General features: G+C 62.9%; 25 protein-coding genes. 17 read left to right on the top strand and 8 right to left on the bottom strand.

All coding sequences use genetic code 11. From position 1 onward, the window contains the following. The 3 genes from Q8R75_RS11165 to Q8R75_RS11155 form a co-directional block, all read right to left on the bottom strand. Positions 1-180 (bottom strand): hypothetical protein, encoded by a 180-nt coding sequence (locus Q8R75_RS11165; RefSeq protein ID WP_305663656.1) that lies wholly within the window; start codon positions 178-180, stop codon positions 1-3. Between the two features lie 37 nt (positions 181-217). Beyond that, positions 218-1879, bottom strand: a complete 1662-nt coding sequence (locus Q8R75_RS11160) for an alkaline phosphatase PhoX (protein WP_305614442.1) — start codon at positions 1877-1879, stop codon at positions 218-220. A gap of 194 nt (positions 1880-2073) precedes the next feature. Beyond that, complete coding sequence (locus Q8R75_RS11155; RefSeq protein ID WP_305614441.1) at positions 2074-2325, bottom strand: hypothetical protein; 252 nt, start codon at positions 2323-2325, stop codon at positions 2074-2076. A 187-nt stretch (positions 2326-2512) separates the two neighbouring features. Here Q8R75_RS11155 and Q8R75_RS11150 point away from each other — a divergent pair, with 187 nt between their 5' ends. Beyond that, positions 2513-3172 (top strand): dienelactone hydrolase family protein, encoded by a 660-nt coding sequence (locus tag Q8R75_RS11150; RefSeq protein ID WP_305614440.1) that lies wholly within the window; start codon positions 2513-2515, stop codon positions 3170-3172. Positions 3173-3209: 37 nt separating this feature from the next. Here the strand turns inward: Q8R75_RS11150 and Q8R75_RS11145 are convergent, their stop codons facing one another. Both Q8R75_RS11145 and Q8R75_RS11140 read right to left on the bottom strand, forming a co-directional pair. Further along, positions 3210-3824, bottom strand: coding sequence for a response regulator (locus tag Q8R75_RS11145; RefSeq protein ID WP_305626060.1), 615 nt, complete (start codon positions 3822-3824; stop codon positions 3210-3212). After that, the gene (locus tag Q8R75_RS11140) at positions 3821-5770 is read right to left on the bottom strand and encodes an ATP-binding protein (RefSeq protein WP_305626059.1); all 1950 of its coding nucleotides are present in this window, start codon (positions 5768-5770) and stop codon (positions 3821-3823) included. Before Q8R75_RS11140 ends, Q8R75_RS11145 begins: the two co-directional genes overlap by 4 nt. Positions 5771-6053: 283 nt before the next feature. Between Q8R75_RS11140 and Q8R75_RS11135 the strand changes: the two genes are divergently transcribed. The 14 genes from Q8R75_RS11135 (at position 6054) to Q8R75_RS11070 (ending at position 20817) form a co-directional block, all read left to right on the top strand. Then, positions 6054-7205 (top strand): methyl-accepting chemotaxis protein, encoded by a 1152-nt coding sequence (locus tag Q8R75_RS11135; RefSeq protein ID WP_305626058.1) that lies wholly within the window; start codon positions 6054-6056, stop codon positions 7203-7205. Between the two features lie 12 nt (positions 7206-7217). After that, entirely contained in the window at positions 7218-7586 is a 369-nt protein-coding gene (locus Q8R75_RS11130; RefSeq protein WP_069037865.1) for a response regulator, read from the top strand. 19 nt (positions 7587-7605) lie between these two features. Then, positions 7606-7929, top strand: a complete 324-nt coding sequence (locus tag Q8R75_RS11125) for an STAS domain-containing protein (RefSeq protein ID WP_305614436.1) — start codon at positions 7606-7608, stop codon at positions 7927-7929. 21 nt (positions 7930-7950) lie between these two features. After that, positions 7951-10191 carry a chemotaxis protein CheA gene (locus Q8R75_RS11120; protein WP_305626057.1) on the top strand — a complete coding sequence of 747 codons (2241 nt, stop codon included), beginning with the start codon at positions 7951-7953 and terminating at the stop codon, positions 10189-10191. A gap of 86 nt (positions 10192-10277) precedes the next feature. Next, on the top strand, positions 10278-11903 hold the full coding sequence (locus Q8R75_RS11115) for a methyl-accepting chemotaxis protein (RefSeq protein ID WP_305663655.1): 1626 nt from the start codon (positions 10278-10280) through the stop codon (positions 11901-11903). Positions 11904-11918: 15 nt separating this feature from the next. Further along, positions 11919-12443 (top strand): chemotaxis protein CheW, encoded by a 525-nt coding sequence (locus tag Q8R75_RS11110; protein WP_305626055.1) that lies wholly within the window; start codon positions 11919-11921, stop codon positions 12441-12443. A 16-nt stretch (positions 12444-12459) separates the two neighbouring features. Further along, a complete protein-coding gene (locus Q8R75_RS11105; protein ID WP_305626054.1) occupies positions 12460-13326 on the top strand; it encodes a CheR family methyltransferase in 867 nt (288 codons plus the stop codon). Positions 13327-13348: 22 nt separating this feature from the next. Further along, positions 13349-13864 carry a chemotaxis protein CheD gene (locus Q8R75_RS11100; RefSeq protein WP_305613630.1) on the top strand — a complete coding sequence of 172 codons (516 nt, stop codon included), beginning with the start codon at positions 13349-13351 and terminating at the stop codon, positions 13862-13864. Then, positions 13858-14970: a chemotaxis response regulator protein-glutamate methylesterase gene (locus Q8R75_RS11095; protein ID WP_305613629.1), complete on the top strand. Its 1113-nt coding sequence runs from the start codon at positions 13858-13860 to the stop codon at positions 14968-14970. Before Q8R75_RS11100 ends, Q8R75_RS11095 begins: the two co-directional genes overlap by 7 nt. Next, positions 14960-16237: an EAL domain-containing response regulator gene (locus tag Q8R75_RS11090; protein ID WP_305613628.1), complete on the top strand. Its 1278-nt coding sequence runs from the start codon at positions 14960-14962 to the stop codon at positions 16235-16237. The genes Q8R75_RS11095 and Q8R75_RS11090 overlap by 11 nt, the downstream gene beginning before the upstream one ends. A gap of 157 nt (positions 16238-16394) precedes the next feature. Further along, positions 16395-17399, top strand: a complete 1005-nt coding sequence (locus tag Q8R75_RS11085) for a TRAP transporter substrate-binding protein (RefSeq protein WP_305613627.1) — start codon at positions 16395-16397, stop codon at positions 17397-17399. A gap of 98 nt (positions 17400-17497) precedes the next feature. Next, complete coding sequence (locus Q8R75_RS11080) at positions 17498-18160, top strand: TRAP transporter small permease (RefSeq protein ID WP_305613626.1); 663 nt, start codon at positions 17498-17500, stop codon at positions 18158-18160. Continuing rightward, positions 18157-19443, top strand: a complete 1287-nt coding sequence (locus tag Q8R75_RS11075) for a TRAP transporter large permease subunit (RefSeq protein ID WP_305613625.1) — start codon at positions 18157-18159, stop codon at positions 19441-19443. The genes Q8R75_RS11080 and Q8R75_RS11075 overlap by 4 nt, the downstream gene beginning before the upstream one ends. A 321-nt stretch (positions 19444-19764) precedes the next feature. Continuing rightward, positions 19765-20817, top strand: coding sequence for a methyl-accepting chemotaxis protein (locus tag Q8R75_RS11070; RefSeq protein WP_305613624.1), 1053 nt, complete (start codon positions 19765-19767; stop codon positions 20815-20817). A gap of 67 nt (positions 20818-20884) precedes the next feature. Here the strand turns inward: Q8R75_RS11070 and Q8R75_RS11065 are convergent, their stop codons facing one another. The 3 genes from Q8R75_RS11065 to Q8R75_RS11055 form a co-directional block, all read right to left on the bottom strand. Beyond that, positions 20885-21343, bottom strand: a complete 459-nt coding sequence (locus tag Q8R75_RS11065) for a c-type cytochrome (RefSeq protein ID WP_305613623.1) — start codon at positions 21341-21343, stop codon at positions 20885-20887. A 27-nt stretch (positions 21344-21370) separates the two neighbouring features. Then, on the bottom strand, positions 21371-21970 hold the full coding sequence (locus Q8R75_RS11060; RefSeq protein WP_305613622.1) for a pentapeptide repeat-containing protein: 600 nt from the start codon (positions 21968-21970) through the stop codon (positions 21371-21373). A gap of 199 nt (positions 21971-22169) precedes the next feature. Then, the gene (locus tag Q8R75_RS11055; RefSeq protein ID WP_305613621.1) at positions 22170-24032 is read right to left on the bottom strand and encodes a methanol/ethanol family PQQ-dependent dehydrogenase; all 1863 of its coding nucleotides are present in this window, start codon (positions 24030-24032) and stop codon (positions 22170-22172) included. 336 nt (positions 24033-24368) lie between these two features. Here Q8R75_RS11055 and Q8R75_RS11050 point away from each other — a divergent pair, with 336 nt between their 5' ends. Continuing rightward, positions 24369-25118 (top strand): quinoprotein dehydrogenase-associated SoxYZ-like carrier, encoded by a 750-nt coding sequence (locus Q8R75_RS11050; RefSeq protein WP_305613620.1) that lies wholly within the window; start codon positions 24369-24371, stop codon positions 25116-25118. Beyond that, a complete protein-coding gene (locus tag Q8R75_RS11045) occupies positions 25115-26086 on the top strand; it encodes a quinoprotein relay system zinc metallohydrolase 1 (RefSeq protein WP_305613619.1) in 972 nt (323 codons plus the stop codon). The genes Q8R75_RS11050 and Q8R75_RS11045 overlap by 4 nt, the downstream gene beginning before the upstream one ends. Positions 26087-26134: the final 48 nt, after the last annotated feature.

The following is a 26134-nucleotide window of genomic DNA, read 5'->3' as shown; positions in this document are numbered from 1 at the left end:
TCAGGGACCTGCGCGCCCGTCGCAGGTCACCACGGCTGTCACCTCTTGATGGTAGGCAATTTCGATGTCGGTATCGAGCCCGGTCAGTGCGTCGGTCGTCTCGCGCGTCAAGGGCCGGTCATCGATGCTCCACGGCGCTGCTGGCACACCCTTGCGCGGGAGCGGCAACCCGATGCTCACCGCCTGCCTGCAGACTGGCGGTGAGCGGGTCGGGGGCTCAGAGGTTGCCGCGCGCCCACGGGCCGGTGATGGCGACCGTGATGCCGGGCCGGTAGATGTTGACGAACAGCACGCGGCCGGTCGGATCGAAGCATGCGCCGGCGAATTCGGTGCCGCGGTAGTCGCCGCCGGCGACCTGCTTGCCTGCTGCGCCGATCTGCGCCGCATCGAGCACGACGTTGTGTTTGCCGAAGATGAAGGCTTCGCCTGCCTTGTTGAGGCCAAGCAGACGCGCGCCGGTGCCGAAGGCGTCGGTCGAGCCGCCGCCGTCCTCGCACAGCACGATGCCGCCGCGCGGGCTGACGGTGATGTTGTCCGGATTGTTGCCGACGGTCTGGTCACCGCTGACGAAGATGGCGCGCAGGCGCATCGTCGACAGCGTCAGTTCCCACACGCATCCTTCGCCCTGACCGGGGCGGCCACGGCTGTCGACGCCCGCCGCCGTGTCGATCATGAACATCTTGCCGCCGGCATACCAGATTCCCTCGCCGCGGCTCATGCGGGCACAGCCCTGGCTGCGGGCCAGGAAGCTGGGCCCTGCCATGAAGGCCAGACTGACACCGCCGGGCTGTCCGACCACGACAACCGGTGCGGCGTCCGGGTCGGCGATGTCCACCCATTCCAGTTCGTATTCGTCGCCGATCTCGGGATTGAGCAGGCCGACGTCGTTGGCCTGTGCCAGCGTCGCGGCGGTGGCCTTGCGCACGATGGTCTTCACGCGTGCCGCCTGCAGCATGCCGCCGTTGTGCAGGCTGCCCGGCTCGCCGCTGGTGTCTGCCGGCACGTAGCGGAAAAAGGCGGCCACGTTGCGGTTGTCTTCGGTTTCGTAGACGTAGCCTGTGGTCGGATCGACCGCCACGGCTTCGTGCACGAAGCGGCCCATGCCGACGATGGGATCGGCGATCGATTCAGCCGGGTCGGCACCGACTTCGAATACGTAGCCGTGCTTCTTGCCACCGATCAGCGAAAAGTCGAACACGGTTTCTTCGCAGGTGAGCCAGGTGCCCCACGGCGTGGGGCCACCGGCACAGTTGCCCAGCGTGCCGCCGAGAGACGACTCTGCGCCGGCCCACTTGTTGTCACGGAACAGCAGATTGGTCGTTCCGCCTGCCACATAGCCATCGAACGGCGGTGGTGCGGCCGCGCCCGGATCCGTGACCACGGCAAATCCGCCGGCACCGTTGCTGCCGATGCGGATGGGCACACTGCCGTAGTAGGCAGTGATGATGCCGTTAACACGGGTCGTCGAATAATTGTGCTGCGCATTGATCGCGTCGCCCGGAGTGAGCGCGACGCCTCGTTCGTGATTGCGTACCAGCACGAGTTCGGTGCTGCGGCCGACGCGGCGTGACGTCACAACAGCCATGCCGTCCGGCAGATCCGGCGTGGCACGGCCGTCGTCCATCGCGTCACCGGTCCAGCCGAACGAGCGGTAGCTGAAGCCCTGCGGCAACTGCAGCAGCGGCAGTCCGGTGGTCAGGTCGTTGACCGGCGCAATCAGGCCGTAGGGCGACACAGCTGAAACGGTCTGCTTGCCGGTGGCGGCCAGCGCATTGCTGGCATGCAGCGCGGCCATGACGCCGGTGAAGCGGGTGGCGGCAGCGACGCCTGAGCTCTTGAGCAGCAGGCGACGGGCGGGCGAAAAATCTCTGGACGACATCTGCGTTTCCTTGTTCCGGGGCACGCCGCTCGGACCATCCGGGCGGTCATTCACCTGGAAGCTTGTACGCAGGCTGTTGCAGGGCGTTGACGCACCGGACCGTCAAAACACGCCGATCGGACTATGCGGGCCGACGTCCGCCCCGCTCGATCATCGCGCGCGGGCCGCGAACCGATGCGCGGGCCGCACACGCGTTACTGGTGGTAGGCGATCTCGATGTCGGTATCGAGTTCGGTTACGCAGTCGAGCACCTGGCTGGTCAGGGTCTGGTCATCATCGCTCCACAGCGCTTCCGGGTCGTCTTCGCGCGTAGACAGCGGCGTGATGTCGAAATCGATGAACTGGTCGCCGACCTTGAGCACGGTGACGCCCGAGGCGTGGTCCACCAGGGTCCAGTCGTCGGGCACCTGCAGCTCGGCGGTGATGTGTACGGTCAATGTCTTCATTGCATTCTCCAGTTGGGGTGGCCGCACTGTAACGCGCCGGTCGGGTGGTGGGGCAATTGATCTGCTGGGGATCGATGCCGAGAGACGGGTCGGCGCGCGGGTGTGCGTTCGGTACGATGCGCATCCGGGCCGTGCTTTCGGTTCAGCGACTGCCCGGCCCTCGAAAATGACTTTCCGGAGCTGGAACATGGCGGTGAACCTGATCGAACTTGAATCCGGCCCTGCGCCGACCGCAACCCTCATGGTGCTGCACGGCCTGGGTGCCGACGGCAACGACTTCGTGCCGGTGTGCCGTGCGCTGGATCTCGACGCCGTCGGTCCGGTCCGCTTCGTGCTGCCTGACGCGGCTGAGCGCCCGGTCACGCGCAATGGCGGCTACATCATGCGCGCCTGGTTCGACGTGTTCGCGCCGGGCTCCGGCATCGACGACGAGGCCGGCATCCGCGCGTCGCAACAGATCATCGATGCGCTGATCGCGCGCGAAACGGCACGTGGCATGCCGGCGTCGCGCATCGTGCTGATGGGGTTTTCGCAGGGCTGCGCGATGGCGCTGGTGGCCGGTCTGCGTCAGGCCGAGCGGCTGGCCGGCATCGCCGGGTTGTCCGGCTACCTGCCGCTGGCCAGCAAGACCGCGGCCGAGCGAAGCGCCGCCAACCGTGATGTACCGGTGTTTCTGGCGCACGGTCTCAACGACAGCGTGGTCGACATCGACCGCGCGCTGGCGGCGCGCGCCGTGCTTGACGAGCTGTCGGTGTCGTACGACTGGCACACCTACGACATGGACCACGAAGTCAGCCCGGCCGAGATCGCCGATCTGAACCGCTGGTTGCTGAGGGTGCTGGCCTGATGCCCTGGTAAAACCTCGCGCCGGGCGGCGCAGCCGCTCACGCGAGCTTCGGGGAGCGGGCGGTGAGCAACTGCGCCAGTTCGACCGCCGAGCGCACGCCCATTTTTTCAAAGATGCGCGCCCGATGCACTTCAACCGTGCGCATCGTCACCCCGAGATCCATCGCGATCACCTTGTTCATCTGGCCGGCCAGCACGCGCTCCATCACTTCCAGTTCGCGGCTGGTGAGCTGTGCGAGGCGCTCATCGACCTCGCGCGCCGCCGCCTGACGGCACGAGCGCTGATGGTGGATGTCGAGTGCAGCGAGCGCGCGGTCGACCAGTTCGTTGTCGTTGAACGGCTTCTCGACGAAATCGAAGGCGCCCTTTTTCAGTGCAGCGACGGCCATCGGCACGTCGCCATGCCCGGTCAGGAAGATGACCGGAATGTCTTGACCGTTTTCGCGCAGCCATTCGAACAGTTCGAGCCCGCTCATGCCGTCCATCCGGATGTCTAGCAGCAGGCAGCCGCAGCGCCCGATCTCGCCACCGGCGATCAGCGCCTCGGCCGATGACCACAGCCGCGCGACGTGCCCGCGCGAGCGGAACAGCCAGCCGAGCGCATCGCGGATGGCGTCGTCGTCGTCGACGATGAAGATCTGGCTCGTGATCATGTCGACAGCGCCTGTGCGTCGGCGGCCGGCAGCTTGAGGATGAACACCGTACCGCCCCCATCGGCCGCTTCGAACCAGAGCCGTCCGTGATGCAGCTCGACGATCGAGCGGCAGATGTTCAGTCCCATGCCCATGCCGTCCGGTTTGGTGGTGAAAAAGGGCGCGAAGAGCTTTTCCGCGATGTCGGGCGGAATGCCGGCGCCGCTGTCGCGCACCGCCACCTGCACGTCCCCGCCATCGGCCCGGGTATCGATCTGCAGCCGCCGCTTTTCCGCCGAACTGCCGGCCATGGCATCCATGCCGTTGCGGATCAGGTTCAGCAGCACCTGTTCGATCATCACGCGGTCGGCCAGCACGTCGGCCAGATCCGGCGCCTGCGACGTGGTGATGTGGATGTTGCGCTTGCGGGCGTCGGCTTCGATCAGCGCCACCGCGTCGTCGACGATGTCGTTCAGCGCACAGCGCACGCGCTGCGGTTCGGACCGGCGCACGAATTCGTGCACGCGGCGGATGATCGTGCCGGCGCGGCGCGCCTGCGTATTCATCTTCGACAGCGGCTCCCTGAAGTCCGACAGATGCCCCTGGCCGGTTTCGATCATGTTCAGGCAGGCGGTGCTGTAGCTGGAGATGGCCGACAGCGGCTGGTTCAGTTCATGCGCCAGCGTGGAGGCCATTTCACCCATCGTGATGAGCCGGCCGGTGAATTGAAGCTGCTCCTGCTGCTGCCGGTACAGCGCCTCCGCCTGCTTGCTTTCGGTGACGTCGAGCACCGAACTCATCCAGCCGACGTGCCGGCCCTCGGCATCGACCAGCGGTGCTTCGGAAATCAGCACGTCAAAGCGTTCACCGTCGCGCCGCATGAAGGTCAGTTCGATCGCTTCTCGTTTTTCGGCATTGCCGGCCAGGATGCCGTCGTGCAGCGCCCGGATCTGTTCGGCGTGTTCGGGTGCCCAGTAAGGCATGGGCGGATGCATCGCCATCAGCTCTTCGGCACTCCAGCCCACCATGCGGCAGAACGCCGGATTGACGTGCGTGATGCGGCCTTCGAGGTCGCGCGCGCGCAGTCCGATGATCAGCGAGTTTTCCATCGCGGTGCGAAAGGCATGTTCTTCGCGCAAGGCGTGTTCGGCGGCGAGTCGGCGATTGAGGTGGCGGCGCAGCGCCCACAGGCTCCACAACATGGTCAGTGCGAGGCCGACCAGGGTGACCACCAGCAGCGCCGGCAGCAGGCGGGTTTCGCTGCGGTAGGCGGCGACGCGCAGTCGCAGCCCGTGGCCGGGCGGCTCGAAAGCAATTGAGTAGCCCAGGTCGCGGTTGCCGGACGCGACCTTCGACTTGCTGGCCAGTACGCGTTCGGTGTTGTCGATCACCTCGACCGCATAGCGCTCGGCAAACCACCAGGGCACCGAACGCACGAGCATCTGCGCCAGCGAGTAGCGGCCGCGCATCCAGCCGCGGTCTGTGCCGAGCGGCACCAGCACATCGAACTGCACATCGCCGTCCGGCAAGACCCTCGGCGGCAGATAGACCGCCTGCCCGATCCGGTCGGCCAGTCGGGCCGGTGCGGCGAGTGCCTCATCGGCCGCGTCGACCGCGACCAGGCGTTCGACGCTCAGCAGGCCCTGGCCGTTGCTCACCAGGCTGCGCGCACGCAGTTCGAGCGCCGTCGCGTCGAAACCCTTTTCGGCGGCCTCGCGACCCAGTTGCCCGATCAGTTCCACGTTGCGATCAAGGTGGAAGCGCAAGTCCTGTTCCATCCACAGTACGTCGCTGATCAACGCGGCGCGCTGGTCCTCCTGATCCGCGCTGTGCAGCAGCCAGACCAGTGCCCCGATGGCGGCAAGGAACAGCACCAGGGCCACGCGCGGCAATACCCAGTACCAGCCCGGCGCCGCGACCGGGGTCGGGCGGGTGCGGAAGGCGGACGAGAACGTACTGCTGGTCATTTTCTGCACGGTCCGGGACGGGCGTGGCCGGAGGGGATATCGACGGTCGATCATACGTCCGGCTGCGGCTGCGGCTTCAGCAGCTTCGGATATCCACACTAAACGTTGCGGCAACCTTCATTGGTCGATTGACCCATTCTCTGAAGAATCCCACGGTCGCGATGACAATGTAAAAAAATAAAACATACGACTCAAGGTAATAGCCTCTAGTCCGTTAGTGATAGCAATTGACGAACTTAACGATTTCGACCTGAAGTCTGTACGAAGCACTCTGGGAGATTTAATGAAAAATTCAGTAATTTGTGCGCTGCACACCGGCGTCGCAGCACTGCTGGGTGCGTGGAGCTTTGCACCCTTTGGCTTGCCGCTTTGGGTTCGTGTGGCAGTTGGTTGTATTGCGCTCTGCGCCCTCGGATGGTCGGCCGTTGTGCTGTGCCGACGTGAAGCGCCCGCGCAGCAGCCGACCGAGTTCGACACTGCCGGACCGGACCCGCTTGTACAAGCGATGCACGGCAGCCTGGTGCTGGTGTCGTCCGAGGCGGCGCCAATCTGGAAGCGGCAGATCAATGGCGTGCGCAAGCAGGCCGAGGTGGCGATCGGCGAATTGATCCAGCGCTTTTCGGGACTGGTGTCGAAGCTCGACGCCGCCGTGGCGGCTTCATCGGGCAGCGGCATGTCGGCAGACAAGGGCGGCGTCGACGTGGTGCTCAAGACCTCCCAGACGCAGCTCACGCAGGTGCTGGACGGCATGTCGGGCGCGCTGACGGACAAGAATCTCGTGCTGACGCAGATACGCGAACTGGCCAGTTACGCCGACGATCTGCGCGGCATGGCGAAGTCGGTGCAGCAGGTTGCCGATCAGACCAATCTGCTGGCACTCAACGCCGCGATCGAAGCGGCCCGCGCCGGCGAGGCCGGGCGGGGTTTCGCAGTGGTGGCTGACGAAGTGCGCAAGTTGTCGACCGCTTCGGGCGATACCGGCAAGAAGATCGCCGAAAAGGCGAAGCTGGTCAGCGATGCCATCCTGGCCTCGGCACGCCTGGTCGAAAGTTCAACCAGCCGTGACATTGAATCCTTCAAGGTTTCCGAAGCAAGCATCCAGGGTGTGCTCGGCGACTTTTCCCAACTGCTCGACGGTTTGGCTCGGTCGAACGCAGAACTGCGCCATCAGGCAGAAGGTATCCAGCAGGAGATCGCGGAAACGCTGCCGCACCTGCAGTTCCAGGACCGCATCGACCAGGTGCTTGCCCACGTCTGCGAAAGCCTGGATGAACTCGGGCAGTACGTGTCCGGGAGCCCGGCCGACCAGGCGCCCGACCTGCGTCCGTTGGTCGACCACCTCGAGCGCAGCTACACGACGCCGGAAGAGCGTGGCAATCACGGCGGTTCAGGCAATGCGGGCAGCAAGTCCAGCGACGATCTCGTTTTCTTTTAGGAGTAGTGAAACATGGCAAAGACAATCATGGTGGTGGACGACTCGTCGTCACTGCGCCAGGTCGTCAGCATCGCGCTGAAGAGCGCCGGCTATGACGTTTTCGAAGCTTGCGACGGCAAGGACGCACTGGCCAAACTCACCGGACAGAAGGTGCACCTCGTGGTGAGCGACGTGAACATGCCCAACATGGATGGCATCACCTTCGTGAAGGAAATGCGCAAGCTGCCGGCCTACAAGTTCACGCCGGTCATCATGCTGACCACCGAGAACCAGGAGTCGAAAAAAGCCGAAGGCCAGGCGGCCGGCGCCAAGGCATGGATGGTCAAGCCGTTCAAGCCGGACCAGATGTTGATGGCGGTTTCCAAGCTCTGCCTGCCCTGAACCGAAGCGGAGCGACGACATGGAAATCGAACGCACGGACAACGGTGACGTGACCGAACTGAAGGTGGTGGGTGAGCTGACCATCTTCGGAGCCGCGGACGCCTACGGGTTCCTGACCCGCGCGCTGTCGGAAAGGCGCGATCTTCGGATCAACCTTGCCCGGACCACCGAGGTGGACAGCAGTGGCGTGCAGTTGCTGCTCGCAGCCAAGCGGGCCGCCGAGATGCACGGCCACAGTTTCGAACTGGTGGCGCACAGCGCAGCGATGCTCGAAGTGATGGAACTGTTGCAGCTGAGCCATGTGTTCGGCGATCCGGTCGTGATGCCGGCCCAGGCAGCCTGAACAGAGAAAAGGAACTCCCAAATGGATCTCGAACCCGCCCTCGAGGCCTTCTTCGCCGAAGCAGACGAATTGCTGACCCGGATGGAGGAATCGCTGCTGCAGCTGGAAAGTGAGCCGGACAACAACGAACTGATAAACGACATCTTCCGCGCGGCGCACACCATCAAGGGGACCGCCGGCGTATTCGGATTCGACGATGTCGTCCATTTCACGCATGAAGTCGAAAGTGTGCTGGACCGCGTTCGTGACGGACAGATGCGCGTGACCAACGACGTGATCGGTCTGCTTCTGCGCAACAAGGACCATATCGGCGTGCTGGTGCGTGCTGTGGCGGAAAAACGTGATCTCGATGCAGCCCAGCGCGCCGAAGGCGAAGTTCAGACGGCTGCACTGCTCGCTTTGCTGGGTAAGCAGACCGACAAGCCCGCCGCCTCCGCAGTGATTGCCGCTCCGGTCGACGTAACCCGCAGTGTGCCGGCCGCAGATGACGGTTGCGAAAACGGCAACTGGCATCTGTCGATCCGCTTCGGCAACGACGTGCTGCGCGGCGGCATGGATCCTCTTTCCTTCCTGCGTTATATGCGCACGCTGGGCGACATTGTCCATCTCGACACACTGGCTACCGCCCTGCCTTCCTGGCTGGAATTCGATCCGGAGTCCTGCTACCTCGGTTTCGAGATCGATTTCCGCAGCGACGCTACAAAGTCGGAAATCGAAGGCGTGTTCGAGTTCGTGCGCGAAGAGTGCGTGCTTCACATCATTCCTCCCTATTCGCAGGTTTCCGAGTACATCAGCGTGTTGCGCGCGTTGCCCGAGGACGATCTGAAACTGGGTGAAATGCTTGTGCTGAGCGGTGCGCTCACCCGTTCCGAACTCGAACGCGGCCTGTCCCTGCAGTCGGAAGCAGCGGCCAACGACGCCGAGGAGCCGGCGACACCGCAACAGATCGGAGAAATACTCATCGAGGGCGGTGCAGTCAGTGCAGGGGTGGTCGACGCCGCGCTCGCGAAGCAGAAGCAGGTCAAGGACACCAAGGCGCAGGAGGCGCGCTCACTGCGCATTGACGCCGACAAGCTGGATCAGCTGATCGAACTGGTGGGGGAACTCGTGGTGGCGAGCGCCGGCGTGCAGAACGTTGCACAGATGCTCGCCCAGGGGCATCTGACCGAAGCGAGCGAAGTCCTCACGCGCCTGGTCGAGGAAGTGCGGGATCAGGCACTGTCGTTGCGCATGGTGCAGATCGGCGCCACCTTCCAGCGCTTCCAGCGCGTCGTGCGCGACGTCAGTCGCGAACTGGGCAAGGACATCGAACTGCAGATCAGCGGTGGCGAGACCGATCTGGACAAGACGGTGGTGGAGCGTATCGGCGATCCGCTGATGCACCTGATTCGCAACTCGATGGACCACGGCATCGAAACAACCGATGTCCGGCTGTCAGCAGGCAAGCCGGCGCGCGCGAAGGTGATGCTGAACGCCTATCACGAAGCGGGCGGTGTCGTGATCGACGTCGCCGACGATGGCGGCGGCCTGAACCGGGCCAAGATCCTGCGCAAGGCAATCGAGCGCGGGTTGGTGGCCGAGGACGCGCAACTCGGCGAGCGCGAGATCGACCGCCTGATCTTTGCGCCGGGCTTTTCGACCGCCGATCAGGTCAGCAATCTGTCCGGCCGCGGTGTCGGCATGGACGTGGTCCGGCGCGACATCGAAGCCCTGCGCGGCACGGTCGACATCGATACGGAACCGGGCAAGGGCACGCGCATCCGGATTCGCCTGCCGCTCACGCTGGCCATCATCGACGGTTTCCGGGTCGGAATCGACAAGGCCAGCTTCGTACTGCCGGTCGACATGATCGTCGAGTGCGTCGAACTGGCCGGCTCCATCCGTGATGGCGCCCGCACTCGCGGGTATCTGGACATGCGCGGAGAAGTGCTGCCGCTGCTGTGGTTGCGCGAAGCTTTCGATATGGACAGCTCCGCACCCGAGCGGCGCGAGAACGTGGTTGTCGTCCAGTTCGGCCAGACCAAGGCCGGCATCGTCGTGGATCAACTGATGGGCGAACACCAGACCGTCATCCGGCCGCTCGGCAAGCTGTTCAGTGCGCTGCGCGGCGTCAGCGGCTCGACCATTCTGGGCAGCGGCGAGATCGCGCTCATTCTGGACGTGGCGGGGTTGATGAAGATGGCAGGCAGTGCCGGCGCAACAGCGGCTGGCATTACGGAGATGCAGGGCCAGACATCGCGGGCGATGACTGCGCTCGGCTGAGGTTGGATTGAAGGCCTTGTGGCCAAGAGCGCCGGTACGGCTGAGTCACCGGGCTAAAGATTCATTTTTGGGAAAGGGAGTCAATCATGTTCGGCAATATGAAGGTCGTAACGAGGCTTGCACTGGGTTTCGGCATCGTGATCACACTGCTGCTGGCGCTGTCGGTGCTGAGCATCACTAAGCTGGGTGCGCTGAATGACACCATGGAAGTGATGCTGAAGGACCGGGTGGTCAAGGTAAGACTGGCGGAGGAAATGGTCCGGAACACGGTCGACAACGGCCGTCAATTGCGCAGCATGTTGCTTGCTGCCAATGAGGCTGAAGCCGAAAAGAGCAAGGAAAAGCTGCTGAGCAACCGAAAGCGCAATTCGGAGGTAATGGCGACGGTTGAAAAGATGGCGACTACCGAAACCGACAAGCGTCAATTTTCGGTCATTGTTAATAGTCGGGCTGCACTTTCAGAAAAGTATGATCCCTTGTTTGCGCTCATCAAGGCGGACAGGGTAAAGGCGATCGAATACTTGAAGACGGAATTTACCCCTGCAAATGTGGCTTATGAACATGCACTCCATGATTTTGAGAAGTTCCAGGTTGAGCTCATGGAACAGGACGCATTGCTTGCAGCCGAGACCTATAACCAGACCAATATGCTGGTCATTGGAATCTCCGTCGCGGCAGTGGTGATCGCCACGCTGTTGGGCATCCTGATCACTCGTGGCCTCCTGGGCATGCTGGGTGGCGAGCCGGCTTACGCAGTCGAGGTCATGAAGGAAGTGGCGGCAGGCAATCTTGCGGTGGAGATTGTCACCAAACCGACCGACCGTTCGAGCCTGTTGCACGCCCTGCGCAGCTTGGTCGAACGACAGGCCGAAATCATTACCCAGGTGCGTGGCAGTTCGGATGCACTTGCTAGCGCCTCGGAGGAGGTATCGGCGACAGCCCAGTCTCTGAGCCAGGGAGCGAGTGAACAGTCGGCCGGCGTCGAAGAAACGTCTGCCTCGGTGGAACAGATGTCGGCGTCTGTGAACCAGAACAGCGAGAACGCGCGAGTAACCGACGGCATTGCGACGCAGGCCTCACGCGAAGCGACCGAAGGTGGCGAAGCGGTCAGACAGACGGTCGAAGCGATGCGCAAGATTGCCGAGCGCATTTCCATCATTGATGACATCGCCTACCAGACGAATCTGCTTGCGTTGAACGCGGCGATCGAAGCGGCACGCGCGGGTAGCCATGGCCGGGGCTTCGCGGTCGTGGCGACCGAAGTGCGCAAGCTGGCCGAGCGTTCGCAGGTGGCGGCGCAGGAAATCGGCGGCGTGGCGAATGAATCGCTCAAGGTTGCGGCACGTGCGGGAGAGCTGCTTGAGCAGCTGGTGCCGTCGATCCAGAAGACATCGGATCTGGTTCAGGAAATTTCGGCTGCCTCGGGCGAACAGGCAAGTGGTCTGTCGCAGATCAACAGTGCGATGAGCCAGTTGAGCCAGACGGTGCAGCAGACGGCATCGGCATCGGAAGAACTGGCCGCAACTGCCGAAGAAATGAGCGGGCAGGCGCAGCAGTTGCAGCAAGCCATGGCCTTCTTCCGCCTGCGTGGTGGTGTCCCGGCTACTGCGCAGCCTTCCCGCCGCAGCGGTATCGTGACGCGTCCGCCTTCTGCTGCACGTGCCGGGGCGCAGATCGATGCGCCGTCGGAAGCCGATTTTGCGCGTTTCTGAGCCAGGAGTCGGAACATGAGCCGCAATGCATTGGCGCTGTCGGTACCCGCAGAGGAATCGGAGTCCGATCAGCAACAGCAGTACCTCACTTTCAGGTTGAGCGATGAAAGTTATGCACTGGGTCTGCTGTCGGTGAAGGAAATCATCGAATACGGCGGTGTCACGCAGGTGCCGATGATGCCGGGGTTCGTACGCGGGGTGATCAATCTTCGCGGTCGGGTGGTACCGGTGATCGATCTGGCGAACCGCCTGCGCAGCGAAAGTGCCGCGGTGACGCGGCGGACCTGCATCGTCATCGTGGAGGTGACGAACGACGGTGAGGCACAGGACATGGGCATCATCGTCGATGCGGTGAGCCAGGTGGTCGACATTCCGCCGCAGTCGGTGGAGCCGGGACCGTCCTTCGGTGCGAAGGTGAGGGCGGATTTCATTGCCGGCATGGGCAAGCTGGACGAAGGCTTCGTGATCATGCTGGACATTGATCGCGTGCTGGCCGGTGAAGACATGTCCGCGGTCAATGACATGAAGGCCGCTAGCTGAGCATGGGAGCCTGCGCATGAATACTTCCGCCTCGGCTGCCATCGAAAGTTCGCCTGAATTCAGTGAGGCGGCATTCGGTGCGCCGCCCATCAGCGACGTCGACTTCCGTCGCTTCCAGCGATGGTTGCACGAGGTGGCGGGCATCGCATTGGCCGACCACAAGAAGACGCTGCTCATGGGGCGCCTGTCCAAACGGTTGGGGCCCTGTGGAGTGCGCGGCTGGAGGGACTATTTCGAATTGTTGATGGATGGAAGCCGGCCGGGCGAACTGCAGGTCGCGATCGATCTTCTGACCACGAATGAAACCTACTTCTTCCGCGAACCCGCACATTTCAGCTTTCTACGCGATCACATACTGAACTGCTTCGATGGAAGCGGACCGCTGCGGATATGGAGTGCAGCCAGCTCGTCCGGCGAAGAGATCTATACGCTCGCGATGGTGCTGGCGGATGCGATCGGCATGGGGCGGCGCTGGGAAATATTCGGTTCGGACCTGAGTACGCGAGTGCTCGAAACGGCTCGCCGCGCCCACTATCCAATGACGCGTGCAGACAAGATTCCGCCCGATTTCCTGAAGCGTTTCTGCCTCAAGGGCACCGGCCCTCAGGCAGGCACCTTCCTCATCGACCGCGCGCTGCGCGAGAGAGTATCGTTCGCCCAGATCAATCTGAACGAAACGCTGCCGGACATCGGCGTGTTCGACATCGTGTTCGTGCGCAATGTGATGATCTATTTCGATCCGGATACAAAGCGGCAGGTCATGGCACGCATCCTGACCAAACTGAAGCCGCGCGGGTATGTCTTCGTGAGCCATTCTGAAAACCTGCATGGCATTACCGATCGCGTTGATATCGTCAAGCCTTCAATGTACCGGCTCAAATGACGACATGTGCGTGAGGCCTCCGATGGCGACAGAAATCTTCCTCAAGCCCGGAGATATCGTCTTTGGCGATGAAACGATGTGTCTGCGCACAGTGCTGGGATCCTGTGTCGCAATAACAATGTGGCATCCAGGCCGCCGTATAGGTGGCATGTGTCATTTCATGCTGCCGGGCGGCGGCCATACGGATCGGGCGGGCGATGAACTGAGTACGCGATTCGCCGAGGGCGCCTTGAATTCCATGGTCCGGGAGGCAAGACGTTTGGGAACACGCGAGCTCGATTACGAATTCAAACTATTCGGAGGCGGAAACATGTTCCCCGGGTTTGCGGGCAGCCATAACGTATCGATAGGTGAAGCCAATGTGCAGCGCGCATGGGAGCTGCTGGATGCCTTGGGAGTCCGGCGGGTGGCCGAACATACCGGCGGGTACGGCCAGCGCGTGCTGATGATGAACGTGAGCAGCGGCGTGGTATCGATGCGTCATGACGACACCTGTTCCCGCGCTGGCGTGAACACCCACGGGCAACTTCCATGCTGAGCCGGGCTGTCGTCAATCCTGCTGCACCGGCGGGCGCCCGTATCCGCGTTCTGATCGTCGATGACTCGGCTGTCGTGCGCCAGGTGCTGTCGGAACTGCTGTCCGCCGACCCGCAGATCCGCGTTATCGCGACCGCATCGGACCCGCTGGTTGCCTTCGAACGATTGAAGGTCGAATGGCCGGATGTCATCGTGACCGACGTCGAAATGCCGCGCATGGACGGCGTCACCTTCGTGCGTCGCATCATGTCGGAACGCCCGACGCCCATCGTCGTGTGTTCGTCGCTGACCGAGAAGGGGGCGGAAACCACGATGGAAGTGCTGGCGGCAGGTGCCATCAGCGTGGTGACGAAACCCAAGATCGGGATCAAGCAGTTCCTGCATGAGTCGGCCCATGCGCTGACCGATGCGGTCAAGGCGGCGGCGCGAGCACGTGTCGGTCGGCCGCGCCCGACTGCACCACCGAGCCCCAAGTCAGGGCCGAAGCTGAGCGCTGATGCGATGATGGCCCCGCCGGCCGGCGAGGCGATGAAGCTGACGACCGAGCGGCTGGTCGCGCTGGGCACCTCGACTGGCGGTACCCAGGCGCTCGAAGCCGTATTGACGCGCCTGCCTCGAGTTTGTCCGGGCATCGTCATCGTGCAGCACATGCCCGAGCGTTTCACGGCGGCGTTCGCTGAACGGCTGAACAATCTGTGCGAAATCCTTGTAAAGGAAGCGGTCAATGGCGATCGCGTGATGCCTGGCGTGGCGCTGATTGCTCCGGGTGGGCGCCACATGATGCTAAAGCGCAATGGCGCGCAGTACGTGGTTGAGGTGGTCGATGGCCCGTTGGTCAACCGACACAAGCCCTCGGTCGATGTGTTGTTCCGCTCGGTCGCGCGTTACGCGGGTAAAAACGCGTTGGGCATCATCATGACTGGCATGGGTGACGACGGCGCGCGCGGGTTGAAAGAGATGCGTGACGTCGGGGCAAATACTTACGCCCAGGACGAGGAAAGCTGCGTTGTTTTTGGTATGCCCAAGGAAGCGATCCGCTTCGGTGCGGTCGAGAACGTGGTGGGTCTGGAACAGATTCCGGGAGTGATATCGCGCTATGGAAAGTGATCCTCTTGTTCTTGACATACTCAATGCGAGCGGTGTCATGGTGGTCGAAGACAGCGTACCGCAACGCATGGTGGCGGTGGGCTTGTTGCGCAAGATCGGGCTGACCCGAATCGAGGAGGCTGCAGATGGCGCCGACGCGCTGCAACTGCTCAAGCGGCTGCCGGTGCCGCCGGCGGTGTTGCTGGTCGACCTTGAAATGCCCGGCATGGATGGGGTCGAACTGCTGCACCGGATTGCCGCGGAGGGCTACCGCGCCGGCGTGATCATCGCCAGCGCACGTGAGCTGGCGTTGATCCAATCGGTGGAGAGCATGGTCAGTGAAATGGGATTGATCATGCTTGGCGCATTGAGCAAGCCGCTCAGCGAGGCGACTCTTCGTGACGCGCTGTTGAGTCTGGCTGACAAGGTGGGCAGCCCCAAGCGGGGAAACGGGGCTCGATTACCTGACGTGACGCCGGATGAGTTGTCCGACGCGCTCGAACGCAAGTTGATCGTGCCCTGGTTCCAACCCAAACTCGACCTGCAGACGTGGTTGCCGCGAGGAGCCGAGGCGCTGGCGCGCTGGCGCTGCGACGACGGTTCTTTGATCGAACCGATGCGTTTCATCGCGGTTGCCGAGGAGCACGGCTTGATGCCGCACCTCACGGTAAACATGGTGGATGCGTCGCTCGCGGCGCTGCGCCGCTGGGACAGCCGGGGGCTGCGCCTGTCTGTAGCGATCAATTTGTCGCCGGTGACGCTGAACGACCAGCAACTGGCCGACGATTTGATCGAGCGTGTTGCGGCTGCTGGTATCGAGCCGTCGCGCATCACTTTCGAGGTGACGGAGACCGCGATGGCGCAAGGCGTATCGGCGGTAAAAACGTTGCTCCGGCTCAAGCTGCGTGGCTTTTCGCTGGCGATCGACGATTTCGGCACCGGCTTTTCGTCGATGCAGCAACTGTCGAAGATTCCATTTTCCGAACTGAAGATCGACCGTTCCATCGTGCACGATGCGCACATGCGCCCGAATCGCCGCACCATTCTCGAATCGGCCATCGAAATGGGCCGGCGCCTGGGTATGGTGACTGTAGGCGAAGGCGTGGAGCGGATCGAGGATCTTCATCTGCTGCGGCATCTGGGGTGCGAGCTTGCGCAGGGCTATTTCGTGTCGCGGCCGGTTTCTTTCGATGATTTCCTGCCGGTCGTCACCCATCTGCACCGCTCGCTCACCGAAAAGATCGGCGACTCGAGCCGAAAGCAGACGTCTGTGCTGCGCACAGGCTGAGCAGCCAATAACCGGTGCAGCCTGCAGCCAGCAGGCAGATGCGCCGCCCCGCTCAGCGGTTGCGGATATCCACAATGGCGACGTGCGTCGTCGGCCGTCAAGATCCTCCCATCACACGGTGTTCGCATGCCGTGTGTCCATAACAGGAGGAGATCCCATGAAACTGCATTCCATGTTGTTCGGCCTGATCGCGCTCGGCCTGACCCCGTTTGCCGCTGCGCAACAGCCCATCGTGATCAAGTTCAGCCACGTCGTGGCCACCGAAACGCCGAAGGGCAAGGCGGCGGACTACTTCAAGAAGCGCGCCGAGGAACTGACCGGCGGCAAGGTGAAGGTCGAGGTGTATCCGAACAGCCAGCTGTACAAGGACAAGGAAGAGATGGAGGCGCTGCAGCTGGGTGCGGTGCAGATGCTGGCACCATCGCTGGCCAAGTTCGGCCCGCTGGGTGTCAAGGAATTCGAGGTGTTCGACCTGCCGTTCATCTTCGACGGCTACGCCGACCTGCACAAGGTGACCAAGGGCCCGATCGGTGCCGGCATCCTGAAGAAGCTGGACTCCAAGGGCATCATCGGTCTGGCGTTCTGGGATAACGGGTTCAAGTCCTTTTCGGCCAACACGCCGATCAGGACGCCAGCCGACCTGAAAGCGAAGAAGTTGCGCATCCAGTCGTCCAAGGTGCTCGAAGAGCAGATGCGCAGCATCGGTGCCTTGCCACAGGTGATGGCGTTTTCCGAGGCCTATCAGGCGCTGCAGACCGGCGTGGTCGACGGCACCGAAAATCCGCACTCCAACATGTATACGCAGAAGATGCATGAGGTGCAGAAGCACATGGCGGTGACCGACCATGGCTATCTTGGCTACGCGGTCATCGTGAACAAGAAGTTCTGGGACGGCCTGCCGGCCGACGTGCGCGGCCAGCTCGATAAGGCGATGAAGGAATCGACCGAATACGCGAACAAGATCGCCAAGGAAGAAAACGACGCCTCGCTCGACGGCATCCGCAAGAGCGGCAAGACCCAGGTCTATGTGCCGACGGCCGACGAGCGCCTCGCGTTCAAGCGCGTCATGGTGCCGGTGCACAAGAAGATGGAAGGTCGTATCGGTCGCGAACTGATCGATGCCATCTACAAGGAAACGGCCTTCGATCCGTCGAAGCTGTAAGCCGTTTGCTCCGGTTGCTGCCCGGTCGGGCGGCAACCGCCTGATCCGCCGGGCGCAGGGCTCTCTGCGCGCCTTACACAATTTTCAGGGAGACCGCCGTGCTCCGCTTGCTCGACCATATCGAGGAGTGGCTGATCACGCTGCTGATTGGCGTCGCCACCGTCGTCATTTTCGTCGCGGTAGTCCATCGCTACGCCACGGGATTTAGCATCCCGGGCCTGCAGGACTGGCTGCTGTCACTGAACCTCAGCTGGGCGCAGGAGCTGTGCATCATCCTGTTCGTGTGGATGGCCAAGTTCGGCGCCGCCTACGGGGTGCGCACCGGCATCCACGTCGGCGTGGATGTTCTGATCAATCAGCTGCAACCTGCGCTGCGCAACAAGTTCGTCATTTTCGGACTGGCGGCCGGCGCGTTGTTCACCGGCATTGTGTGCGTGCTGGGCAGTCACTTCGTGTGGGAGAACGGCGCCGCCTACGCGGTACGCAGCACGATCGGGATGGACGTCGGTGATCTGTATGAAGGACCGACCACGCCCGATCTCGAGTGGCCGACCTGGATGGTCTACATGGCGATCCCGCTCGGCTCCGGCCTGATGTGCTTCCGCTTCCTGCAGGTGATGACGACCTTCATCCGTACCGGTGAGCTGCCGCATCACGATCATGCGCACGTCGAAGGCATGGACGAGGTCAAGCCCATTCTGGTGGGCGAGGCGGTCGAAAACGCGGAAGAAGCCGAACACGCGAAGGGAGGCCGCAAATGAGCGCCGCCATCATCTTCGTCGTGCTGCTGGTGCTGATGCTGACCGGCATGCCGGTATCGATCTCGCTCGGTCTGACGGTACTGACCTTCCTGTTCACGATGACCGACGTGCCGGTCGAGTCGGTGGCGCTGAAATTGTTCACGGGTATCGAGAAGTTCGAAATCATGGCGATTCCGTTCTTCATCCTGGCCGGCAACTTCCTGACCCATGGCGGTGTGGCGAAACGCATGATCAATTTCGCCACTTCGCTGGTCGGTCACTTCCACGGTGGTCTGGGCATGGGCGGTGTCGTGGCCTGCGGTCTGTTTGCCGCGGTGTCGGGTTCCAGCCCGGCGACCGTGGCGGCGATCGGCGCCATCCTGCTGCCGGCGATGGTGAAGCAGGGCTTTCCGATGAAGTTCGGCGCCGGCATTGTCGCCAGCTCCGGCGCGCTGGGCATCCTGATTCCGCCGTCCATCGTCATGGTGATGTACGCGGTGTCGACCAATTCGTCGATCGGCGCCCTGTTCATGGCGGGCGTGATTCCGGGCGCGGTGCTGCTGTTCATGCTCGGCTTCACGACCTGGTGGTATGCGAAGAAGAACAATTATCCGCGCATGGCAAAGGCCCCGGTTGCTGACCGCCTCAAGGCCTTTCGCGAGTCGTTCTGGGGCTTGATGCTGATCGTCGTCGTGATGGGCGGCATCTACACCGGCATCTTCACACCGACCGAAGCAGCGGCGATGAGTGCGGTGTACGCCTTCATCGTGGCCGTGTTCGTCTATCGCGATCTGCCGCTGAAGCGCATTCCGAAGGTGCTGCTCGATTCGGCCAACATGAGCGCGATGCTGCTCTACATCATCACCAACGCCATCCTGTTCTCCTTCCTGCTGACCTCGGAGCAGATTCCTCAGGCGGTGGCGGCCTGGCTGGTGGACAGCGGCCTGGGTGCGCTCGGCTTCCTGCTGGTGGTGAACATCCTGCTGCTGCTGGCCGGCAATATCATGGAGCCTTCGTCCATCATCCTGATCACGGCGCCCATCCTGTTCCCGGTGGCGATGGCGCTGGGCATCGATCCGGTGCATTTCGGCATCATCATCACGGTGAATATGGAAATCGGCATGATCACGCCGCCGGTCGGGCTCAACCTCTATGTCGGCAGCGGCATCGCGAAACTGGGCATGACCGACATGACCAAGGCAGTCACGCCCTGGCTCGTCACCATGCTCGTGTTCCTGATGATCGTTACCTACTGGCCGTCGCTGTCACTGTGGTTGCCGCGTACGCTGGGCATGATGAGCTAACGGCCTTCCGACTGTCCGAAGTTGCAACCGGCTCAAAACGCCGCACCACCCTGGTGCGGCGTTTTGCTTTTCCAAGATTGATTCAAGCCAGGCGCTCCGCCGGTCGTTACTTGCAGAACGAGTCGGACGGCGCACCGCACCGAGAAGTCAAAACAACACAAGCGCCGCTCCATTTTGGCCATCGATCTTGCTTCCGAGGAGGAACACATGAGAAATCAGCTCAGCGTACGAAAGGCGTTCATATTTCATTCACTGTTGGCGAGTGTCGGTAGCGTGACGACACTCGGGGTACAGCAAACGTTCTTTCCGGGCACCGCCGGTATGTTGGCCGCAGGCGCGATCAGCTTCGCGGCAATCCTCGGCGTCGGTTTCTGGTTCGGCAACGGCTTCGGCCGGCGAGCCGAAATGCTCGTCAATGCGCTGCACAGCCTCGCCGAGGGCAAGCTGAACCACAAGCTCAATCTGTCAGGCAAGGACGACTTCGCTTGGCTGGGTTACGAGTACAACCAGGCCTGCAAGTCCTTTCGCAAGCTGATCGAGAAAATGACGGTACTGTCATCGACACTGACGCAGTCCGCCGAGGAACTGTCGCAACTGACCATCACGGCGAACCAGAACGGTACGAAGCAGGCGGACCGCATCCGCACCGTCGCCGAGGCGATGGAGGAAATGACGGCGTCGGCGCGTCAGGTTGCCGCCCTGTCGGCGGACATGGACAGCATCGTGCGCAGTACCGGTGACAGCACGCGCAGCGGCAAGACCGACCTCGAACATTCGATGGCAGGCGTCAGCCGCATTGCGGTCGAGATGGAAGAGTCGCTGACAGTGATCGAACGGCTGGTGAAGGATTCCGAAGAAATCGCCAAGATCAACGACGTGGTGAAGGAAATTTCGGATCAGACCAACCTGCTGGCGCTGAACGCTGCGATCGAAGCCGCACGTGCCGGTGAACAGGGCCGTGGTTTTGCCGTGGTGGCCGACGAGGTGCGCAAGCTGGCTCAGCGCACGCAGGGCTCGACCGCCGACATCGAACACATCGTTGCCAAGATCCGTCACGACGCGAAGGAAACCGTTGAACGTGTCGGACAGGCCAGCGAGCGGGTCAGTGGCGCTGTAAAGACTTCGCGCGGCGCGGTCGACACCTTTACGAACATCCTGCAGCGCATGGATGAACTGGTCAGCAAGTCCGGCGAAGTCGCACTGAGCATGCAGGAACAGGACACCACGGCGCATGCCATCCTGCGCAATGCGGGCGAATTGTCGGCACTGTCGGAAGACAATGCGCGCGGTGTGTCGATGACCGCGACGCAGGGGGAATCGCTGGCCGCGTCGGCACGCGAGCTCGAAGGCAGCCTGCGGACCTTCCAGGTCTGATCCGCTCCCGCATACTGCAAAGGCCCGCTGGCATGCACCGGCGGGCCTTTTTCATTTCGGATGCCGGTCAGCGGCTGCGCGAATCGACGTAGGTCTTGATCGCCCACACGGCTTCCTGCTTCAGGATGCCGTCCCACGCGGGCATGTGTTCCACACCAAGGATGTATTTGCCCTTCAGCACCGTGGTCACGAAATAGTGGTCCACGTCGGCCAGGCAGCGCGCTTTCAGCGCGGCGTCCTGCACCTTCTTGCAGTAGCGCTGCAGCCGGCGCAGCGGCGGTGCGGGGTGGCCTTTGGCGTTCATGTCAGGGCCGTGGCATTTCGAACAGGTTTCGTTGTACAGCGTGCGCCCGACGGCGGCGATCTGCTCATCGCCACGATAGGGGTTGGCATCGCGCCAGCCATCGCCCAGCGCGGGCAGGGACGACGTGTCGGTCAGTGGCGCTTCGGGGCGTTCGGCCCCGACGGTGCCTGACAAGAGGATCAGCGAGGCGGCGAACAGCGCAGTGAGCAGTCGGTGTGTCATGTCGGGTCTCGGCATCATTGATCGGGCTTACCAGTCCACCGGGCAGCCGTCGCAGCCCTCGAAGCTCACGTCGAGGAATACGGCAAAGCGGGTGAAGCAGTTCTTCATGACAGCGTTGCGGAAGTCGGCTTCCTGGAACTTCGTTTCCTGCATGTTCACGTCGATCAGCCGGGCGCCGTTCAGCCTCACATGGGTGGCACGGGCGGCTTCCATGTTCGCCATCGACAAGTCGGCATTGCTGAGGTCGGCGCGGAACATGCGCGCGAACTCCAGATCCGTGGCGATGAGCCTGGCGCCGCGCAGCGATGCGGCAGGAATGTTCGCCTTCTGGACGTTCGCCGCGCTCAGATCGGCCCCATCCAGCATGGCGCCAGCCAGATTGGCGCTGCGCAGGTCCGCGCGGACCAGCCTTGCGCCAGTCAGATCGGCACCTGCAAGATCGCGCAGCGACAGGTCGGCGTGACTGAGGTCAACGCCGGGACAGCGGGTGTAGGGCCAGATGGGGCAGCCATTGATGACCAGCACTTCTTCATGCACGTCCTCGACAGACGACGCATCCACGGCATGGGCCTGGGCAGTCAGGCCAGCGAGCAGCACAAAGAAGGCGACGATGCGCGAAAGCTTCATGGGCGGATCCGGAAAAGAGACCTGATCGTCACGGCTCCGGGAGCGAAAGGCGGCGCCCGGGTGCTTCCGATGGGTGGATCAGCGGAGGAGTGGCCGCTGTTTCCCCCGGCTCGGGCGTGTCGACCAGGAATAAAGGAACGGACCGTCGGCAGACGGCCCGCCTGAGGAGGAAATGACGGGGCCTCGCGGCCCCGCTGCATCAGCGCTTCGGCAACTTGAAGGCCCAGAACGAGCCGCCTTGATTCACCTGCTTGGTCAGCTCGGCCATGTCGCCGCCCCACAGCGGCACGGCACCACCGTAGCCTGACGCGATGCCGACGTACTGCTCACCGTCCTGTTCCCACGTGATGGGCACCGAAACCACACCGGAGCCGGTCTGGAACTTCCACATTTCCTTGCCGGTCCTGGCGTCGAAGGCCTTCACGTAGCCGTCCGACGTACCGGTGAACAACAGGCCGCCAGCGGTGGTCAGCGTACCGGCCCACAGCGGGAACTGCTCCTTGTGTTCCCAGGCGATCTTGCCGGTCTTCGGGTCGATCGCCCGAAGCGTGCCGACGTGGTCATCAAACAGTTTCTTGATGCGGAAGCCCTGGCCGAGGTAGGCGGCACCCGCCTTGTAGGTGACGTTTTCCGTCCAGTAGTCCATCGCCCAATGGTTGCCCGGGATGTAGAAAAGCTCGGTAACCGGACTATAGGACATCGGCATCCAGTTGGTGCCGCCGAGGAAGGGCGGCGACACGAAAATGCTTTCGCCTTTCTCCTCGCCCGCCTTCGGCTTCGGCGGGTACTGGCTTTCGACCACGTTCGGCATGCCGGTCTTGAGGTCGAAACCCTTGGTCCAGGTGATGCCATCGACAAACGGCCAGGCACCGATCAGTGCCGTCTGCTTCCACGGGTAGCCGGCACCGGTGGCCAGCTTTTCGCGGTCGGTCACGAAGAAGTAGCCGTTGCGGTCGGCGTGCGCCGAAGCCTTCACCAGCTTGCCGGTCTTCGGATCCTTGTATTCGAACAGCAGCACCGAATTGTTGCCCGAGAAGTCCCAGGCGTCGTTTGGCGTGTGCGAGAAGAAACCCTTCAGTTCGCCGTTCGATGCATCGACATAGGCCTGGCCGGAGGTGAACAGGCTGGGCCACTTGGACGGGCTGTCGCCTTCCTTGGTGCGCTTCCACGTGTTCCACGGCGCCGGGTTGCCGGTGCCGATCACGACCATGTTCTGTTCGACATCGAACGAGGCGGTCTGCCAAGGGGCACCGCCACCGTGACTCCAGGCTTCGACCTTGCCGGTCGGCGAGCTGGGGTCATCCGGCCAGCTGGGTGCCTTGGCGTCGCCGGTCGGCGTGCTGTCCTTGCCGTTCAGCCGACCCATATGGCCTTCGACCATCGGGCGTGCCCAGATTTCTTCGCCGGTGTCGACATCTCGTGCAAACAGATAGCCGATCACGCCGAACTCGTCACCCGACGAGCCGTGCACCAGCATGACGCGGCCGCTCTTCTGATCCTTCACGACAAACGGTGCGCCGGTCATCGTGTAGCCGATCTTGTGGTCGCCCCACTTCTTCGACCAGACGACCTTGCCGGTGTCCTTGTTCAGCGCGACCATGCCGGCGTCCAGCGTGCCGAAGTACACCTTGTCGCCGTAGATGGCAGCGCCGCGATTCACCACGTCGCAGCACGGGCGGATGTCGTCGGGCAGGCGGTGCTCGTAGGACCACAGCCGCTTGCCGGTCTTCGCTTCGACGGCATACATGCGCGAGTACGAAGCGGTGATGTAGATGATGCCGTCGTGCACCAGCGCCTGACCCTGCTGGCCGCGCTGCTTTTCGCCACCGAAGGAATAGGACCACGCGGGGGAGAGCGCTGATACGGTTTTCGTGTTGATCTGCTTCAACGGGCTGTGACGTTGGGCCTTCATGCCCAGGCCGTAGGTCAGCACGTCGCCGGTCGTCTTGTCGTCGTTGACGATGTCTTCCCAGCTCACCGTCTTTGCGGCGTGGGCCGGGCTGGCGAGCAGCGCGCCGAGCGCGATGCAAAGTGCCGGGTTCTTCAGTGAAAACGTTTTCATCCTGACTCCTCTTTCAGTGTGATGTGTCGTGTCGGCGTCGCCGCTCGCCATGGCATCCGGGTGACGGGCTGCGACACGCACTGCAGCGTAGGCAGGCAGGCCGCAAGCTGTTGGTAGAAAATTCCCGCGAAAGCAGGGAGTCGGTCCCGGTGTTGGCGGGTGTTCCACGGTTGAACACCTTGATGTCGCGCCCTGAGACAGCCGCATGGCGTTAAGCTCGCGTCTCGAGGACTGGCCATCGCCTTGACGGGCGCCGACACGGCGATGGCCCTTGTTTTGCTTCCCGAAACGGGGCAGTGCAGTGATCCAAAGATCGATAACCAGGAGTAGATCCCGATGAAGCAGTTACTGATGGCCCTGTGGCTGGCGCTGGGGCTTGGTGCAGCGGCTGGCGCGGCCGACCCGCTCGGTTCGTCGCGCTGGCCTGACCTGCAGCGCGAATATGCCGGCAATGCACCGGTCACCTTCGATTCGCGTGTCGAGGTGCTGGCGCCCAAGGTGGCCGAAGATTCGATGAACGTGCCGGTCACGATCAAGTTCCGGAACCTGCCCGATGTGAAGCGCGTGCTGGTGGTCGCGGACTTCAACCCCATCGTCAAGGTGCTGGACTACCAGCCGCTGCTGGCACAACCCGGGCTGTCCTTCCGCATCAAGCTGCAGCAGGCCAGCCCGATCCGCGCGCTGGTGCAGACTGGCGACGGCAAGTGGTATGCGGGCGGCGTGTGGGTCGATGCTGCGGGCGGCGGCTGCACGGCGCCCAGCACCGGCCGCAGCGCGCCGGACTGGGCCAGCACGCTGAACCAGGTGCAGGCGCGCGTATTCCACGACGGGCAGAACCAACGCGTGCGGCTGCGCATCATGCATCCGATGGATACCGGCCTTGCGCCAGGCATTCCGGCCTTCTATATCGAGCAGCTGGCGGTGGAAGACGCCAGCGGTGAGGCGATGCTGCGCATGGAAACATTCGAGCCGCTGAGCGAAAACCCGGTGTTTTCGTTCGACTTGCCGGATACCGGCAAGGCGGCGCTGCGTGTGGTCGGTCGCGACAACAACGGAAACCGCATCGACGCGATGGTGCAGCCATGATCGGGCGGTTCCTGCTCGCCCTTGTCCTGGCCGGTGGCACGCTGCTGGCGCAGGCGGCTGATCCGACTGCCGCAGACCGGTTCGACTACGGCCTCGTGCCGCAGAAGATCGCCGAGAACAGCTGGGCTTTCGTCGGTCGAACCGAGGACATTTCCCGCGACAACGGCGGCAATATCGTCAATACCGCCTTTGTCGTGACGGCCGAGGGCGTTGTGGTGATCGACACCGGACCGTCACGTCGCTACGGCGAACAGATGCGGGCGGCCATCGCCCGCGTGACCGACCGTCCGGTCATCCGGGTGTTCAATACCCATCAGCACCCGGATCACTTCCTTGGCAATCAGTCATTCTCCGGCGTGCCGATGGCGGCGCTGCCGGCTGCGCAGGCCGGCATGCGGGAGCAGGGCGGAGCCTTCGCCGACAACATGTATCGCATGGCCGGTGACTGGCTGGCCGGCACCGAAGTCACCGTGGCGGATCAGGCGGCACAGGCGGGGCGACTGACGATAGGCGGTCACGAGTTCGAGTTGATCGCGCTGGAAGGCCACACCGGAGGCGATCTGGCGATTTTTGACCGCACCACCGGCGTGCTGTACGCCGGTGACCTGATCTTCCTGGACCGGGCACCGACCACGCCGCACGCCTCGATCACCCACTGGCGCGCAGCGCTCGACACGCTCGCCGCACTCCCGGTGAAGCGCACACTGCCCGGCCACGGTCCGGTACATGACGACCGGCGTGGCGTCGTCCAGACACGCGACTGGCTCGACTGGCTCGACGACACGCTGAATCGCGCGGCGATGAGCGGCATGGACATGGCTGAAGTGATGGTGCTGCCGCTGCCCGAACGTTTCGCGCAGATGCCGCTGGCGCGCAGCGAATTCGAACGTTCGGTCACTCATCTGTACAGCCGCTACGAACAGCAGACGCTGAGCACTGCTGCGCCCTCCCGATTGAAACAAAAATGAACACCTGACCTGTTTCGCGCCGCTCGCAAGGCGGTGCGACCGTATTTC

It is taken from the genome of Methyloversatilis sp., from assembly GCF_030696805.1.
Taxonomy (GTDB): domain Bacteria; phylum Pseudomonadota; class Gammaproteobacteria; order Burkholderiales; family Rhodocyclaceae; genus Methyloversatilis.
This window is presented reverse-complemented; position numbering and strand designations above follow the sequence as displayed.